A 17291-nucleotide genomic window follows, 5' to 3' on the forward strand; every position below is an offset into this window, starting at 1 on the left:
GTTCCATGCACTAGGACTGCGGCCTGCGCGAGTTTTACCCAGTCCATACACAATTTACGCACAACCTTATCCACAGGCAGCACGTTGCAATCAGCCCCCAAAACGCATTATCTTGTAGCCCGCCGGCCAAAAACACCTATATCTAGGGTTTTACGCAAAAAACCAAACACACTTCAGACAAGAAACTCAAGCCCTTTTCTTGCCCCGTTTGGTGGAACCAATCGCTGTTTCAGAAGACCAAGACCGCGCGTGCGGATGGCATCGTTTTCCACCCTGTCCAGGAGAAAGCGGTACGGGTGTTGCAGCAACAAGACTGTCACCCACCAGGAATAAGGTGCCGAGCCCAGGCTCGACACCATGACTTCGGCATGGAAGCGGCGCCAATAGCCCCCTTCCTGAACTGTCCCGAAGTCGTTATGCCCGGCCTCTGCCGGCTGTAGTGCTTCAGGACGGAACGGTGGGCACCTCATTGGTGCCCAAACAAACATAGAGAACGTGGAGACACCCATGCAAACCGACACAACTCGCGAGAACCCGCAGGCCAATGCGCCGCAGGCCGCCGATTCCAACCTGGATCTGTCTGCTACCGCCCCTGGCCAATTGCGCGTGATCAAGCGAAACGGCACTGTCGTTGCTTACACCGATGACAAGATCACCGTCGCTATCACCAAAGCGTTCCTCGCAGTTGAAGGCGGCACTGCCGCTGCCTCGTCGCGAATCCACGACACCGTGGCGCGCCTGACCGAACAGGTCACCGCGACCTTCAAGCGTCGCATGCCTTCGGGCGGCACCATCCACATCGAAGAGATCCAGGACCAGGTCGAACTGGCCCTGATGCGCGCCGGCGAGCAGAAAGTTGCCCGCGACTACGTGATCTACCGTGACTCCCGCGCCAAGGAACGTGCCACTCGCTCCAGCGGCGAAGAGACGGTACAAGCCCACCCTTCGATCCGCATCACCCGCGCCGATGGCAGCTTCGCTCCCCTGGACATGGGCCGCCTGAACACCATCGTCAGCGAAGCCTGCGAAGGCCTGGAAGAAGTCGATGGCGACCTGATCCAGCGCGAAACCCTGAAGAACCTCTACGACGGCGTGGCCCTGAAAGACGTCAACACCGCCCTGGTGATGACCGCCCGCACCCTGGTCGAGCGCGAGCCGAACTACTCGTTCGTCACCGCCCGCCTGCTGATGGACACCCTGCGCGCCGAAGGCCTGGGTTTCCTCGAGGTCGCCGAGAGCGCCACCCATCACGAAATGGCCGACCTGTACGCCAAGGCACTGCCGGCCTACGTCGCCAAGGGTATCGAGTTCGAATTGCTGAACCCGGTGCTGGCTGAGTTCGACCTGGAGAAACTCGGCAAGGCGATCAACCACGAGCGCGACCAGCAGTTCACCTACCTGGGCCTGCAAACCCTGTACGACCGTTACTTCATCCACAAGGATGGCGTGCGTTTCGAACTGCCGCAGATCTTCTTCATGCGCGTGGCCATGGGCCTGGCAATCGAAGAGAAGCAACGCGAAGACCGTGCCATCGAGTTCTACAACCTGCTGTCGTCCTTCGACTACATGGCCTCGACCCCGACCCTGTTCAACGCCGGTACCCTGCGTCCACAGCTGTCGAGCTGCTACCTGACCACTGTCCCGGACGATCTGTCGGGCATCTACGGCGCCATCCACGACAACGCCATGCTGTCGAAATTCGCCGGCGGCCTGGGCAACGACTGGACTCCGGTACGTGCGCTGGGTTCCTACATCAAGGGCACCAACGGCAAGTCCCAGGGCGTCGTCCCCTTCCTGAAAGTGGTCAACGACACCGCAGTAGCAGTCAACCAGGGCGGCAAGCGCAAGGGCGCTGTCTGCGCCTACCTGGAAACCTGGCACATGGACATCGAAGAGTTCATCGAGCTGCGCAAGAACACCGGTGATGATCGTCGTCGTACCCACGACATGAACACCGCCAACTGGATCCCGGACCTGTTCATGAAGCGTGTCTTCGATGACGGCAAGTGGACCCTGTTCTCGCCATCCGAAGTACCGGACCTGCACGACCTGACCGGCAAGGCCTTCGAAGAGCGCTACGAGTACTACGAAGCCCTGACCGAGTACCCGGGCAAGATCAAGCTGTTCAAGACCATCCAGGCCAAAGACCTGTGGCGCAAGATGCTCTCCATGCTGTTTGAAACCGGCCACCCATGGCTGACTTTCAAAGACCCGTGCAACCTGCGCAGCCCGCAGCAGCACGTGGGCGTGGTCCACAGTTCGAACCTGTGCACCGAGATCACCTTGAACACCAACAAGGACGAGATCGCCGTCTGCAACCTGGGCTCGATCAACCTGCCGAACCACATCGTCAACGGCAAGCTGGACACCGCCAAGCTGGAACGCACCGTGAACACCGCCGTGCGCATGCTCGATAACGTGATCGACATCAACTACTACTCGGTGCCGCAAGCGAAGAACTCCAACTTCAAGCACCGTCCAGTGGGACTGGGCATCATGGGCTTCCAGGACGCTTTGTACCTGCAGCACATCGCCTACGGTTCCGACGCTGCCGTCGAGTTCGCCGACAAGTCCATGGAAGCGGTCAGCTACTACGCGATCCAGGCTTCCTGCGACCTGGCCGACGAGCGCGGCGCCTATGAGACGTTCCAGGGCTCGCTGTGGTCCAAAGGCATCCTGCCGCTGGACTCGCAACAGATCCTGATCGAGGCTCGCGGCCAGAAGTACATCGATGTGGACCTCAACGAAACCCTGGACTGGGCACCGGTTCGTGCCCGCGTGCAGAAAGGCATTCGTAACTCCAACATCATGGCCATCGCACCGACCGCGACCATCGCCAACATCACCGGCGTATCGCAGTCGATCGAACCGACCTACCAGAACCTCTACGTGAAATCGAACCTGTCGGGCGAATTCACCGTGATCAACCCGTACCTGGTTCGCGACCTCAAGGCTCGCGGTCTGTGGGACTCGGTGATGATCAACGACCTGAAGTACTACGACGGTTCGGTGCAACAGATCGAGCGCATCCCGCAAGAACTCAAAGAGCTCTACGCGACCGCCTTCGAAGTGGAAACCAAGTGGATCGTCGACGCTGCCAGCCGTCGCCAGAAGTGGATCGACCAGGCTCAGTCGCTGAACCTGTACATCGCCGGCGCCTCGGGCAAGAAGCTGGACGTGACCTACCGCATGGCTTGGTACCGTGGCCTGAAAACCACTTACTACCTCCGTGCCCTGGCCGCTACCAGCACCGAGAAGTCGACCATCAACACCGGCAAGCTGAACGCTGTCTCCAGCGGCGGCAACCACGGTGACGACTCGGTCCTGGCAGCGCCTGCCGGCCCTGCTCCAGTGCCGAAGGCTTGCGCCATCGACGAGCCGGATTGCGAAGCTTGCCAATAAGCTGAGCTGACAGGCGCCCATGGCGCCTGTGCCAACCCCCGATAGGCCTGCGGCTTATCGGGGGTTTTCTTTTGCCCGCAACAAAGCTGTAGAAGCCGGCTTAGCAATGAACAAGCCTCACCATCCAAGCGTGCGCAAGCCTCAAGGACGCCTTCACTGGCAAGCCAGCCCCGACAACAAGCCAGCCACCTGCGATACAAGCTTGCACGCCTGCAAAGCCCCCCCCACCAGCGCACGCCTACGAACCCAACACCAATAAAGGAACTGGATGGCAGCAAACAGGCATGAAAAAGCCCCTCATTGAGGGGCTTTTTGTGTAGCGCTCAAGCGAACCGGTATCAGGTCATCTGGATGATGGTCTGCATGATGGTGCTCTGAGTGGAGATGGTCTTGGCGTTCGCCTGATAGTTGCTCTGCGCCTTGATCAGGTTCACCAGCTCGTTGGTCAGGTTGACGTTGGACTCTTCCAGGGAGTTGGATTGGATCGCTCCCAGGGTGCCGGTCTTCGGTGCGTCATAACCTGGAATACCGGACGAGTAGGTCTCTTTCCACTGAGTGCCGCCTACCGGCTGCAGACCTTGCTCGTTGGTGAAGCTGGCCAGGGAGATCTGACCGATCGCCTTGGTCTGCTCGTTGCTGAAGTTGGCCAGCATCACGCCGGTGCCATCGATGGTCAGGCTGCTGATCTGACCGGTGGAGTAGCCGTTCTGCGCGATGACCGAGCGAGTGCTTTCGCCGAACACCGAACCGGTTTTGGTCATGTCGATGCTGACACCGTTCGCCGCAGGCTTGGCACCGTTAGGGGCGAATACGCCATTGGTGACGGTACCCGGAGTCCAGGCGGCAGCCGACATGACAATTTTGTTGCCGGCTATGGTGTACGGCGTAGTCCCTGGCGCAGCTGGCGGGGTAATGGTGCTGAGCTTGCCCGACGAGTCGAACGTCATGGTGATCGGCGACTGGTTGGCCATGCTGAATGCAGTACCGTCCGGGTTGCGACCATCAATCAGCGTGTAGGTTTGCCACTCATTGGGGTTCGGCGTCTTGATCATGTACTGATCCATGACGTGCTTGTTGCCCTGAGAGTCATACACCGGGGTACTGAACGACTTGGTGTAGGTGGTGTTGTCGGTCGGATTGAACACATAGACCGGAGCGGTCGAGGCCACATTGATCGGAGTCGAATCGGAGTTCAGGTTGATCGTCGAGGAGATCGAGTCGGTTGGCTTGGGCGCCAGGTTCGAGGTATCGATCCGCAGGTCGGTCAGTACACCGTTGATGATCTTGCCGTTGGCGTCTACGGCATAACCTTGCAGGCGCGCAGTGCCATCACTGTTGGTGATGAAGCCTTCCTTGTCGGTCTTGAAGGTACCGGCACGGGTGTAGGTCAGCGAGCCATTGGTGCTGAGCACGAAGAAGCCCTGCCCCTGAATGCCCATGTCCAGTACGTTGCCGGTGTTGTTGATATCACCGTTAGTGAACTGCTGAGAAACGTTGGACAGGCGTACGCCGTTACCAATCACCTGAGTACCGCTGCCCAGCTTGGTGGCCGAGTAAACGTCGGAGAATTCAGCGCGGGAAGACTTGAAACCAGTGGTCGCGACGTTGGCGATGTTGTTACCGGTGACGTCCAGCTGTTTGTTGGCAGCGTAGAGACCGCTAAGGCCGATATTGAAAGACATATTCCACTCCTTGTGCCGGTTAGTCGGCTCTAGATACCAATGGTTTGTACTTTGGACAGGGCAATCGGGCTGCTCATCCCTGCCAGGTTCAGCATCAACTCTCCGCCGGTCTGGCTGATGGTGACGCTGTTGACCGTCGCCGGCAGGTAGGTGATCAGGTCAGTGCCCTTGCCATCAATGGTGGTGCTGGCCTTGAAGGTGTAGTTACCCGGGGCCGCCTTGGTGCCATCGGTCATGGTGCCATCCCAGACAAAGCTGGCGTTGCCGGCCTTCTGGCTGCCCATGTCGATGGTCTTGACGGTGTTGCCATCCTTGTCGGTGATGGTCACCTTGACCGAGCTGACGCTGGACGGAACGGTCACCGAACCGGTCATGCTCTTGCTGGTGTCAACCTGTGTGGTGCCGGACTGGACGATCACCGAGCGACCGACTAGGGACGAAGCCTGCAGAGCCTGAGACGACTTGTAATTGCCAGTGATGGAGTTCACCGAGGTATTAAGGGTCGTGATCCCTTCCAGGGTGGAGAACTGCGCCAACTGGGCAACGAACGCACTGTTGTCCTGTGGATCCAGCGGGTTCTGGTTGTTCAGCTGGGTCACCAGCAACTTGAGGAACGCGTCCTTGCCCAGGGCCTGCTTGCCGGTGGCGCTGTTCGTCGCTGCCGCCAGGCCATCGGCGCTGGTGGTGTTCGCGGTCTTCTTCGACGAGTTGGCCAGTACATCCTTGAGGGACGGACCGCTGGTGGTATCAGTAACGCTCATTGGCTTCGCCCCTTATCACTGACCCAGGGTCAGGACCTTCTGCATCATGGTTTTGGCGGTATTCATCATTTCAGCGTTGGTCTGGAACGAGCGACTGGCGGAAATCATGTCGGCCATTTCTTCCACCACGTTGACATTGGGGTAGAAGACGTAGCCCTTGGCATCTGCAGCCGGATGATTCGGTTCGTAGCGAGCTTCCAGATTGCTCTGGTCTTCCACCACGCCCAGCACCTGAACGCCTTGGCCAGCAGCATCCTGGTTCTGGAACAGCGAATCGCTGCCACCGCTCTGGGCGCCCTGGAACATGGTGGCAAACACCGGATGACGAGCGCGGTAAGTCTGGTCGATGCTCGACGACACGCTCTCGGCGTTGGCGATGTTACTGGCGACGGTGTTCAGACGAGTGGTCTGAGCGCTCATGCCACTACCGGCAATATTGAAAACACTGGCAAGGGACATGGATTACTCTCCGCGCAGGGCTGCAACCAGCCCTTTGAATTTGCTGTTGAGCAGCGTGAAGCTGGCTTGGAAGTCCACCGAGTTCTGTGCGTAGCTCGATTGCTCCAACTGGGCATCCACGGTGTTCTGGTCGATCGAGGGTTGCATCGGCGTGCGATACAGCAGCGATTCGGCGCCACTGCTCAGGCCCTGGGCTTCGATATGCCGGGTGTTGGTCATGTTCAACGCGAAGGTGCCGCTCTTGACCTTTTCGTTCTGCTCGGCGAGCACAGCGGAGAAATCCAGATCCCGAGCCTTGTAGTTCGGGGTGTCGGCGTTGGCGATGTTGTTGGCCAGCACTTCGGCACGCTTGGCGCGAAAGCCAAGCGCTTGTTCGTGAATACCGAGCGCTTTATCGAAGCTGATGCTCATGTCGGAAACCTTTGGGTGACCTGATTTTTCGTAACCTTGACTTAGCAAGCTACGTGCCAAGTCAAAGACCCCCATAAATCAAGGGTTCTACGGCAGCGGCAAGGCGGCAATGCCAGAAAAGCGGCAATGGATTTCCGCGAAACGCCGGCAAAGCGGCAATCGACCTGCCGCTTTTAGTCCGGCCACCCGATAAAATGGCACCCACAAAAAAGGAGGCCCTGAGGCCTCCTTTTCTATTGCTGCAACCGCCCATCATTTCGCCTGGTAGATGATTCCAGGGCTGCATTGCACCATCTGATAATGATCCGGCAGACCATTGAGCGCTTCGGAAGCGCCCAGGAACAGGTAGCCACCAGGCTTCAGCGTGCTGTGAATGCGCATCAGGATGTCCTTCTTGACCTCAGCCGAGAAGTAGATCAGCACATTGCGACAGAACACGATGTCGAACTTGCCAAGGCTGGCGTAACTGTCCAGCAGGTTGAACGAGCGAAACTCCACCCGGCTCTTGATCGGCGCCTTGACCACCCAGCGACCCGGCCCTTTAGGGTCGAAGTAGCGCTGCAGGCGCTCGGCCGACAAACCACGGCCGATGGCCAAGCTGTCGTATTCGCCGGTCTTGCAGTTATTGAGCATGGTCCCGGACAGATCGGTAGCAACAATCTGCACCCCCATCTTCAACTGGCCCATGTTGCTGCGCTCGAACTCATCGATGGACATCGACAAGGAGTAGGGCTCCTGCCCCGACGAGCATGCCGCCGACCAGATCCGCAAGCGCTGATTGGGGCTGGCCTTGATGGCTTCGGGAAGCACCTTGTTCTTCAATACTTCGAAGGGATAGGTGTCACGAAACCACAAGGTTTCGTTGGTCGTCATCGCATCCACCACCATCTCGCGCAATCCGCTGCGCGGCTGGGTCTGAATCCGCTGAACCAGCTCACCCAAGGTTTTGATGCCTTGCTGTTCCATCAGTTTGTTGAGACGGCTCGAGACAAGATATTGCTTGTTTTCCCCGAGCAAAATACCACAGGCTTTTTCCAGGAAGACCCGGAACTGTTCAAAATCCAAATTACCCGTAGACAATGCTGCCGCCTCTTAAATCTTATGTTCGCCGGGGGCTGATGCCCTCAGCTGTGGTCTGCTGCTTTGATCCGGTCTACTACCCGGGATGCCAGGTCGTCAGGACGGAACTTGGCAAGGAAGTCATCGGCACCGACCTTCTTCACCATCGCCTGATTGAACACCCCTGACAACGAAGTATGCAGGATGATATGCAGCTTTTGCATGCGTGGATCGCTACGTATCTCGGCCGTGAGGGTGTAACCGTCCATTTCGGGCATCTCGATGTCGGAAATCATCATGAGGAATTCCTCTTCCGGCTTCTTGCCCTCATCCACCAGCTTGCGCAGGTAGTCCAGCGCCTGCCGGCCATCGTTCAGCGCCACCACCTCGACACCCACAGTCTGCAGGCAGCGAGTCACCTGCTTGCGCGCCACTGACGAGTCGTCAACGGTCAACACCCGCAAGGAAACCGCCTTGTGCTGAGTCTCGACGTCAACCACGCCCACCGAAATAGACTCGGAGGTGGGGGCGACTTCCGCCAGAACCTTTTCAACGTCGATGATCTCGACCAACTGGTTGTCCACCCGAGTCACCGCCGTCAGGTAGTGATCGCGCCCCGTGCCCTTGGGCGGCGGATGGATCTCTTCCCAGTTCATATTGACGATACGCTCCACCGAGCGCACCAAAAACCCCTGAGTCTTGGTGTTGTACTCAGTGATAATGACGAACGGATTGCTCTGATCCTGCAATCCCCCCGAACCTGTGGCCATTGCCAGATCCAGGATCGGAATGGTCGCCCCTCGAATATTCGCGACACCGCACACCACAGGGTTGGATTTGGGCATCAGGGTCAACTTGGGGCATTGCAGCACCTCGCGCACCTTGAATACGTTGATCCCGTAGAGTTGCTCACCGTCCAGACGGAACAGCAGCAACTCCAGACGATTCTGCCCAACCAATTGCGTGCGCTGGTTTACCGAATCCATTACACCAGCCATGCCCAGACTCCCCAAAGCTTTAAGATCCGACGCACGCTCATCACTAAACGGCACGGCGCTTGCTTTTTAACTGTTATGAACGCCAAAACGACATTTTTCCGACGCCTGACATCCCCCTACCGCGCATTGCTTTGCGGGATGTCGGCGCTATGTATCCTAAACCCTGGCGGCCCTGCCGTTGCTGATTCGGTCACCCTGCCTGATCTACTTATCGGCGTCACTCAAGGGTTTCTTGAATTCACCGTAGAAGACTATCTGGCTACCAGTCAAACGGAAGGACGCTACGAAATCCAAGTCAACCAGCTGGATCCGCGCATGCGCATGCCTGCTTGCGACAAGGAATTGACAGCGAGCCTGGAAAGTCCGGCACAGCCACTGGGGCGGGTAACGGTCAAGGTCCGCTGCGAGGGAGGCTCACCCTGGACGGTGTTCGTGCCAGCCCAGGTCAAACTGTTTCGCGAAGTGGTCACCACTTCGCGCCCACTCAAGCGCGCCGGGATCATCGAGCCAGGAGACGTGGTATTGCGCGAGAGAGATATCAGCCTGAACAATCAGGGCTACCTGACTTCCGTGGACCAGGCCATTGGTCAGAAACTTGTCCGACCAATGGTCGCCGACCAGCTTATTACTCTGGGTCACCTGGAACAGGCTGAAGTAGTACGCAAGGGCGATCAGGTAGTGATTTCGGCACGTAGCGGCACCTTGAACGTGCGCATGCCGGGGGAAGCACTGTCCAACGGCGGCATGAGCGAGCAGATCAGGGTCAAGAACCTGAACTCGCAACGCGTGATCAAGGCTCGCGTCACCGCGCCGGGGCAGGTGGAAGTGGCCATGTAGATAACTGGCGCTCGACTCGCTCGTTCCCTAAACTGTGGCCGATAAAGGGTCGCAGATACCTGCGCTGGCTCGTCGACAATCGAGCCTAAAGTTTTTCAGGGTATGGCCGAAAACATGGCAAGCGTCCAAATACCCAGAGGTTTTCTTCATCATGGTCATCGACTTCAGCCGTTTAAACAGCTCCCCCTCACTGACAGGCAGTACGCGTACCAGCGCCAGCAAGGAAACCGGTGATGCCGGCAAATCCGCTCCGCTGACGACTGCAGCCGAGACCAGCAAAAGCGGGGAATCGGTACACCTCAGCAATGAGGCTCAACAGTTGCAGAAAATCACCGACAAGCTGCGCGATCAGCCTGCTGTCGACAAGGCCCGCGTGGCCGAGTTGAAGCAAGCCATTGCCGATGGCAGCTATAAGGTCGACAGCAACCGTGTAGCCAGCAAACTGCTCAACTTCGAAGCCCAGCGCTAGCCACAGGCTTGCGCCAGGCTTTTGGACGCTTAATCCCCAAGGCCAGCCATGCACGACATCAATCTACTGCAACTGATCAATGACGACCTTGCTCCAGCTCAACAACTGCTGGAGCTGCTCAGAGCCGAATCCATTGCCCTGCACGGCCGCGACATGCCGCTGCTGGAGGATATCCTGGCGCAGAAGCAGGCCCTGGTCATATTGCTGGAACAGCATGGCCGTAAGCGCACAGAGATCCTTGCCAGCCTGAACCTGCCGAGCAATCGTGCAGGCCTCGAACAACTGGCCAGTCACTCCAGCCTGGGCGATCAACTGCTCGAGCAGGGCAACCTGCTGACCCAATTGCTCGCCGACTGCCAGGCCACCAACGAACTCAACGGCCGCTCGATCCAGATTCAACAGGCCACCACCGCCAACCAGTTGAAAATCCTCAACGGCGGCGAACCCCCAGCTCTTTATGACGCCCGCGGCTCTACCTCTATGCTTGCGAAGCCCCGCCCACTCAGTCAGGCTTAAGCCCCAAAAATGAGCGCGTGCTATCAAGCCGTGAAACATACTGGCAAAATGCCAGACCCTGCGTGTAGTTGTATTTTGTCTGGAGATTGATGAACCGTGTTCAACGCCTCAAACGCGGAAGATGCTCCGCAGCCACCTAAGGTGTTCACCACTGCGTTGGAAATTTCCTCCAACCTGCGGCTGCTGCAAGAGAGCCACGACCCGCTGATCATCACTTTCCATGAGCGCAGCCAGCGCTTCCAGAGCTATCTGGTGGAAGTGGACCGCGATAGCAACATGATTGCCCTCGATGAAATGATCCCCCGCGACGGTGAGCGATTCATGCTGGCGGGCGAGCCATTTCGTGTTGAAGGCTTTCATGAAGGCGTGCGCATCGCCTGGGAAAGCAACGGCCTGCCGACCCTCGACGAGTCCAATGGCGGTCGCTGCTACCGGGCCACCCTGCCGGACGAAGTGGTTTACCACCAGCGCCGCAACGCCTTCCGCGCCGCACTCAAGCTGGCGCAACTGGTCGACATCGAACTCAGCGGCGAAAAACTCAAGTCCCCTCTGACCGGCAAGCTGCTGGATATTTCCGCTACCGGCTGCAAGTTGCGCTTCGACGGCGACATCTCTTCGCGCCTGCAACTGGGCCAGGTGTACGAGCGCTTTATTGCCGCCCTGCCCTTCGGCAGCATGACCGCCCCGGTCGAACTGCGTTACCTGCATCACGAGGAACGTATCGACACCACCTTTGCCGGCGTGCGTTTCCACAACATGAGCGGCCTGGTGCAGCGTCAGGTAGAGCGCTTCGTCTATCAGTTGCAGCGTGAAGCGCGGCGCTTCGACAAAGACGATCTCTGAGCCCCACGCACCAATGAAAACGGGCAGTGCCTTGCGGCAACTGCCCGTTTCTCGTTTCTAGGGCCGAGCCCCGCTTAAATGATCCCGAGCGCATTCATCGGGCGACGCCTCATCCGACGCTTGCGGCGTCTCAGGCTCCGCTGCAGGCGCGGCGTCCGGCGCGGGCGCGGTCTGCATCTGATCCTGCACCACCTGCTCATCCACTCGTGGATCGAGGGCCGCCACCAGAGGTGAGCTGGACATGCTGTCCGGCATGGCGACGTGATGCAGCGGCGCATCATCCACCTGATGCAGATTGGTCACCGCCTTCGGCCGAATCCTCCAGACCAGGACCAGAGCAAAGAAACTGAAGAAGGCATACAGCATCTGACTGCCGAACAACTTCATCAGCACCCCAGCCGCCAACGGACCGATGCTCGCCCCCACGCCATAGGTCACCAGCAGCATCGCCGTCAGCGACACCCGACGATCACTTTCCACGTGGTCATTGGAGAAAGCCACCGCCAACGGATAGAGACAGAACTGCACCAGGGAACAAAGGAACCCGAGGACAAACAGCATCTCCAGAGGGACCGACGGCAGGATCGCCAGAGGCAGGGCCACCACCGCCAGGAACAGCGCGAAACAGCGAATCAGCAACGCCCGATCATAGCGATCGGACAACCAGCCCAATGGCCACTGCACCACCAGACCGGCAAAAATGCAGCTCCCCATGAACAGACCGACCTGCTCGGTACTCAAGCCCTGCTGCGACGCATAGAGCGGCGCAAGGCCATAGAAGGAACCCACGATCAACCCCGATCCCAGCACGGTACTCAGGGACTGGGGAACTCGCTTGATAAAGAAGCGCGGCTCCATCGGCGCCGGATGCAGAGGCGCCGGGTGAATACGCCGGGTCATGGCCACCGGCACCAGGCACAGGGCAAAGCACAGGGCCACCAGCATCAACAGTTCCAACCCCAGGGCCGGGTGCATGACCAGAATCAACTGACCCAGAACCAGGCCCAGGTAAGAGGCAATCATGTAGCCGCTGAACACCAGCCCGCGCTGATTGGCGTCGGCCTGCTCGTTGAGCCAGCTTTCGATGACCATGTACTGGCACATCATCCCCAGGCCGACGATCATCCGCAGCACCAGCCAGGCCGGCAGCCAGTCCACCAATCCGTGCCCGAGCACCGCCGCCCCGACGATCCCGGCACAGGTAGCGTAGGCGCGGATATGCCCGACCCGGGCAATCAACCGGTGCCCCAGCTTGCCCCCCAATACCAGGCCGAAATAGTTGGCCGCCATCAAGGCCCCCACCCACAGGCCATCGACATGGTCGGCGGCCAGGCGAAGAGCCAGATAAGTGCTGAGCAGACCCGAGCCGATCAACATCATCAGCGAGGCGAAATAAAGCGCTCGAAAGGATTTCCAGATTTGGCGCATCGGCGTTCCGAGCGGCTCCTTGAATGAGGTGTCGGACCCTTGGCAAACAAGGGCCCGACCAGCGACGGTTCGGTTATGCCTGGGCCGCTAGCACACGCCGCTCCCAGGGAGTGATTTCATCAAAGAAGCTGGTCAACTCCATGGTCTTCGAAGCGATGTAGCCTTCGATGAACTCAGTGCCGAACAGCTCCCTTGCCAACTGACTACGCTTCAGACGCTCCAGCGCCGCATGCAAGGTACAAGGCAGCGACAGATTGTCCGGAACCTCGAACTCGCCCTGGATCGCCGCCGTGGGTTCCAGCTCATTCTCGATCCCGTGCAAGCCCGCTGCCAGGCTCGCGGCAATCGCCAGGTACGGATTGGCGTCCGCGCCCGGCAGGCGATTCTCTACCCGTCGCGCCACCGGCGAACTGGCCGGAATACGCAGCCCCGCAGCCCGATTGTCATGGGACCAGCAGGCATTGTTCGGCGAAGCGTAAGGATGGCACAAGCGCTGATAGGAGTTCACGTTGGGCGCGAACAATGCGGTGAAGTCCGCCAGCCCGGCCTGCAGCCCGCCGATGAAATGGCGGAACATCGCCGTCGGCTGCCCGGCATCGTCGCTGAAGACATTTCGCCCGCTGCCGATCTCCACCAGGCTCTGGTGAATATGCATCGAACTGCCCGGTGTATGCGCCAGAGGTTTGGCCATGCAAACCACGATCAGCCCGTGCTTGAGGGCCACTTCCTTGAGCAGGTGCTTGAACAGGAAGGTCTGGTCTGCCAGCAACAGCGGATCGCCGTGCAGCAGGTTGATCTCGAACTGGCTGACACCCATTTCATGCATGAAGGTGTCGCGAGGCAGGCCCAGGGCCGCCATGCACTCGTAGACTTCCTTGAAGAACGGCCGCAGGCCGTTGTTGGAGCTGACACTGAATGCCGAGTAGCCCTCCTCCCGTCGACCGTCCAGGCCTACCGGTGGCCGAAAAGCCTGTGCCGGATCGTCATTGGCGGCGAACACGAAAAACTCCAGTTCCGTAGCCACCACCGGCGCCAGCCCCAGGGCCGCATAGCGTGCGATCACCTGCTTGAGTTGGCCGCGGGTGGAGAGTCGCGAACTTTCGCCACTGAGCTCATCCGCGTCACAAATGGCCAGCGCCCGCGGCGTCTGGCTCCAGGGCAGACGATGAATCTGCCGAGGGTCGGCATTGAGCGCCAGGTCGCCGTCGTCGCTGCCGTAAAACCGTGCCGGCGGATACCCGCCCATGATGCATTGCAGCAGCACCCCGCGAGCCATCTGCAAACGCCGCCCTTCGAGGAAGCCCTCGGCTGTCATCACCTTGCCCCGCGGCACGCCATTGAGATCCGCAGTGACGCATTCAATCTCATCAATGCCCGTCAATCGCTCGGCGAGTGAACTGTGGCCATCGGTTGTCATGACTCAATCCTTGTTGTTATACGAGCCGCGAACGGCGACCCGTACAAAATACGCATCACCCGTTCAGGATTTCAAGCAGGCAAGAATAAAATCCCGGCAAGGCGCGAACTCCCGGTGAGCAACCCACACGTCACGGCCAGCACCGACTCTGAAAAAGAAGAAGGGAACAGCCCCTGCCAGGGCCCGGCCAGCCTGATAACACCTGGCCGCAGCCGAGCACGCCGATCAGACACTCAAGGCAAGTACAGCTTGAACAGCCCGCCGCCTAATGGGCCGCCGTTGCTGATGCGGGTGTGTCCGCATACGCCATTGCGCTGATGCAACTCGGCAATGCGCCCGGCGAAATACAGCCCCAGCCCGGTGCTGCCGCTGCTCTGATTGATGCCCTGCACATAATCGGCCTGACGCTCGATCATCGCTGGCGGGTAGCCGTCGCCGTCATCGTTGATGGACAGCACCACCTGCCCCTCTTCATCACTGACCGTGATCAACAGCGCATGGCGGGCATAACGCAGCGCATTGTTGATGCAATTGGCCAACACCGAAGCAATCAGCTCTCGATCGAAGAAGCCCAGGGGACTCAAGGGATCGACCTCATAGGTGGCAGAGATTCCACGACTCTTGAACACATCCTGATGGCTCACCAGTTGCGCTTCGATGAAATCATCCAACTCGTGGTAAGCCGGTTGCAGCGGCAACTGGTTGACCCCCAGCTTGTACAGCCCCAAGAGCTGCACCAGCATGCCGTTGAGGTGAGCGAAGTGGTAATCGATCACCCCCTGTTCCGGCGCCAGTTGCGTCTCGGGCTGACGGGCCTGCCACTGGGCATGGGCCTGCATCAGCATGGCCAGGGAATTTTTCATGTCATGGACGGTGGAGGCAATCACCGTGGAAAAATCGAGCGCCTGTTGCTCTTCGTTCATTCGCCAAACGCCTTGCTTCGCAGCTTCTGGTAGCGCGCATAACGCGCATCGGTATCGGGCATCATGCCCACCATTTTCAGGCACGCCTGGCATTCTTCCAGGAGCGCCGCGTCTGTCTTGGGGTCTGTGCCGTGCAACAGCGACTGCGCCATGTTCAAGGCAATACTGATGTTCTTCGGCTGCATGGCCAAAGCCTTGCGGAACAGCTCCCGAGCCTCACTCAGATTGCCCGCCTTGTAGCTGCGCACCCCCTGGCGGTTGATGTCGGCCGCCGCATTGGACGAACTGAGAATAGTCGGATCATCGGTGAGCTTGGCGATGTTCTGCATGACCTTCGGATCGTCGCCGTAGATTTCCGCACAGTTTTTCAACATCGACGCACCGGCACTGGCCTGCCCCAACATCTGCAGCTGCTTGGCCACCAGCAATGCCGCTTCGGGACTCATGAACTGCTCCATACCGTCCAGGCGCATCAACGCCTGCTCGGTGAGCTTCTCTGCGGTTTCCGCATCATTGAGCAGCAGGCTGGTGGCCTTCATCAAGCGCGCACGAATCTGCAGTCCGGGGTCGGTGGGGTTTTCCTTGGCCACAGCACTCAGGGTCTGGTTGATCTCCAGGCGGGTGCGGGTGTCCAGGCCCTTTTCACTGCCCTTGCTGATCAAGGCATGGGCTAGGCCAAGATTGCTTTCCGGGTCCTTGAAGCGCGACTGCGCGCCCTGAGATACAGCCTGCCGATAAGCCCTGGAAGCGCTGTCGAAGTCTTCGTTGGCCATGGCCAGCTTGCCCAGCAGCGCCTGACGACGCACCGCCAGCGGTGACAGGCGCACTGCCTCTTCCAGCACATGCTGGGCACGCTTGGTGTCGCCTTCAGCCACCAGCACATCCGCCAGTCCGTCGTAAAGCCCGGGCATCATCGGGAAAGCCTTGAGGGCCTTTTCATAGACGGCCTTGGCTTCGCCGACCTGCCCGCGCTTGAACAGCAGGCGCCCCAGGCCGACGTAGGCCCAGGGCAAAGGCCGGTCCGCGAGAATACTGTTATACAGGCGCTCCAAAGGCTCGTTCTGATGCATGTCGCGCAGGGCATCTGCCCGATAGCGCAGGCACAACGGCGCGTAACGCGGGTCCTGCTTGCACAGGGCGATGCAGGCGTTGAGCACTTCCACCGGCTTGCCCCGATCAAGGGCTTGAAGAATCGGCTTGAGCAGGGTCTTGCGCTGCTGCAGCCGCTCCAGGCGCTGGGCCAGACCGGAACGGTTGAAGGGCTTGGTCAGATAGGCATCGGGCTCGTGCTCCAGGGCACTGAGTACCATGGCCTGACTGCTCTCGGCAGTGACCATGAGGAACACGCTCTCATGACTGATGAGCTTTTCCAGCATCAGGTCTTCCAGCACCTGCTGGCCGTTTTTCTTGCCGTCGCCCAGATGATAGTCCTGGAGGATGAAGTCATAGCGCTTCTGCGCGCACATGCGCAGGGCCTGTTCGCCAGTATCGGCGGTGTCCACGTCCTTGACGCCCAGCTCACGCAACATCGAACGCACCGAACTGCGGAAGTCCGAGAAATCATCGACGATCAAAAAGCTCTTTTGGTGGTACGCCAGCATCGAAGATTCCAGGCAAGTAAGAAGATCAATCCAGGGACAGCAGGACCCGCCCGGCTTCGCAGCCTGTTTTTGGCGCGCAGATAATAGCTGCTGGCCACGGGCTATCAAGCACTTTCAAGTCGACCTGTGATGCAGATCGCCACTTGGGAACACAATTGTCCACTGAAGTTATCGGCCGGATTCGCCATTCCCTTATAGAGGCCAGACAGCATTTGCCGCCTGATGAAAAAAGTCCTGGCCCTTCGCTGAAAAACACTTAGGCGGCGTGCTCAAACCTTGGATTCTGAAACATCACCTGATAGCGTGCAGCGCCTCAAAGCCTCGATCGTTTTTGCTCCGCAATGCTGGCCCTGCATGCAGGATCGGCCAGCCGGCAAAGGTTCCATCAGTCGCAAGCCCCACAGGCTTGCAATCCGGGTGTCGAAGGATCGGCATGACGCCCGACGGCGGTATCATCGACGAGCAAATGCCGGTCTGCCAGGCAG

At 59.2% G+C, this 17291-nt stretch carries 15 protein-coding genes; 5 read left to right on the forward strand and 10 right to left on the reverse strand.

The window, feature by feature from the left end:
• Positions 1 to 507 precede the first annotated feature (507 nt).
• Positions 508 to 3402: a ribonucleoside-diphosphate reductase subunit alpha gene (locus J5M73_RS04705; RefSeq protein WP_102860712.1), complete on the forward strand. Its 2895-nt coding sequence runs from the start codon at positions 508 to 510 to the stop codon at positions 3400 to 3402.
• A 338-nt stretch (positions 3403 to 3740) separates the two neighbouring features.
• On the opposite strand, the gene flgE is transcribed toward J5M73_RS04705, so the two are convergent.
• The 6 genes from flgE to J5M73_RS04735 form a co-directional block, all read right to left on the reverse strand.
• Positions 3741 to 5084 (reverse strand): flagellar hook protein FlgE, encoded by a 1344-nt coding sequence (gene flgE, locus J5M73_RS04710; protein WP_102860711.1) that lies wholly within the window; start codon positions 5082 to 5084, stop codon positions 3741 to 3743.
• Between the two features lie 29 nt (positions 5085 to 5113).
• Positions 5114 to 5845: a flagellar hook assembly protein FlgD gene (gene flgD / locus J5M73_RS04715; protein WP_102860710.1), complete on the reverse strand. Its 732-nt coding sequence runs from the start codon at positions 5843 to 5845 to the stop codon at positions 5114 to 5116.
• 15 nt (positions 5846 to 5860) lie between these two features.
• Positions 5861 to 6304 (reverse strand): flagellar basal body rod protein FlgC, encoded by a 444-nt coding sequence (gene flgC, locus J5M73_RS04720; RefSeq protein ID WP_102860709.1) that lies wholly within the window; start codon positions 6302 to 6304, stop codon positions 5861 to 5863.
• Positions 6305 to 6307: 3 nt separating this feature from the next.
• A complete protein-coding gene (gene flgB / locus J5M73_RS04725; RefSeq protein WP_102860708.1) occupies positions 6308 to 6715 on the reverse strand; it encodes a flagellar basal body rod protein FlgB in 408 nt (135 codons plus the stop codon).
• Between the two features lie 252 nt (positions 6716 to 6967).
• Entirely contained in the window at positions 6968 to 7795 is an 828-nt protein-coding gene (gene cheR, locus J5M73_RS04730; protein WP_011062744.1) for a protein-glutamate O-methyltransferase CheR, read from the reverse strand.
• Positions 7796 to 7839: 44 nt separating this feature from the next.
• Entirely contained in the window at positions 7840 to 8772 is a 933-nt protein-coding gene (locus J5M73_RS04735) for a chemotaxis protein CheV (protein ID WP_102860707.1), read from the reverse strand.
• A 75-nt stretch (positions 8773 to 8847) separates the two neighbouring features.
• Here J5M73_RS04735 and flgA point away from each other — a divergent pair, with 75 nt between their 5' ends.
• The 4 genes from flgA (at position 8848) to J5M73_RS04755 (ending at position 11437) form a co-directional block, all read left to right on the forward strand.
• Positions 8848 to 9609 carry a flagellar basal body P-ring formation chaperone FlgA gene (gene flgA, locus J5M73_RS04740; RefSeq protein ID WP_102860706.1) on the forward strand — a complete coding sequence of 254 codons (762 nt, stop codon included), beginning with the start codon at positions 8848 to 8850 and terminating at the stop codon, positions 9607 to 9609.
• 151 nt (positions 9610 to 9760) lie between these two features.
• Entirely contained in the window at positions 9761 to 10078 is a 318-nt protein-coding gene (gene flgM, locus J5M73_RS04745; RefSeq protein WP_102860705.1) for a flagellar biosynthesis anti-sigma factor FlgM, read from the forward strand.
• Between the two features lie 48 nt (positions 10079 to 10126).
• The gene (locus J5M73_RS04750; protein WP_102860704.1) at positions 10127 to 10594 is read left to right on the forward strand and encodes a flagellar protein FlgN; all 468 of its coding nucleotides are present in this window, start codon (positions 10127 to 10129) and stop codon (positions 10592 to 10594) included.
• 96 nt (positions 10595 to 10690) lie between these two features.
• Positions 10691 to 11437, forward strand: coding sequence for a flagellar brake protein (locus J5M73_RS04755; protein WP_102860703.1), 747 nt, complete (start codon positions 10691 to 10693; stop codon positions 11435 to 11437).
• A gap of 57 nt (positions 11438 to 11494) precedes the next feature.
• On the opposite strand, the gene J5M73_RS04760 is transcribed toward J5M73_RS04755, so the two are convergent.
• The 4 genes from J5M73_RS04760 to J5M73_RS04775 all read right to left on the reverse strand — a co-directional run bounded on the left by J5M73_RS04760 (position 11495) and on the right by J5M73_RS04775 (position 16806).
• A complete protein-coding gene (locus tag J5M73_RS04760; protein WP_102860702.1) occupies positions 11495 to 12865 on the reverse strand; it encodes an MFS transporter in 1371 nt (456 codons plus the stop codon).
• Positions 12866 to 12938: 73 nt separating this feature from the next.
• On the reverse strand, positions 12939 to 14180 hold the full coding sequence (locus J5M73_RS04765; RefSeq protein WP_180988437.1) for a glutamine synthetase family protein: 1242 nt from the start codon (positions 14178 to 14180) through the stop codon (positions 12939 to 12941).
• Between the two features lie 335 nt (positions 14181 to 14515).
• On the reverse strand, positions 14516 to 15205 hold the full coding sequence (locus J5M73_RS04770; protein ID WP_102860700.1) for a HAMP domain-containing sensor histidine kinase: 690 nt from the start codon (positions 15203 to 15205) through the stop codon (positions 14516 to 14518).
• Positions 15202 to 16806: a tetratricopeptide repeat-containing response regulator gene (locus J5M73_RS04775; protein WP_102860699.1), complete on the reverse strand. Its 1605-nt coding sequence runs from the start codon at positions 16804 to 16806 to the stop codon at positions 15202 to 15204. The genes J5M73_RS04770 and J5M73_RS04775 overlap by 4 nt, the downstream gene beginning before the upstream one ends.
• Between the last annotated feature and the right edge of the window lie 485 nt (positions 16807 to 17291).

The organism is Pseudomonas sp. 50_B, from assembly GCF_017491625.1.
Taxonomy (GTDB): domain Bacteria; phylum Pseudomonadota; class Gammaproteobacteria; order Pseudomonadales; family Pseudomonadaceae; genus Aquipseudomonas; species Aquipseudomonas danubii.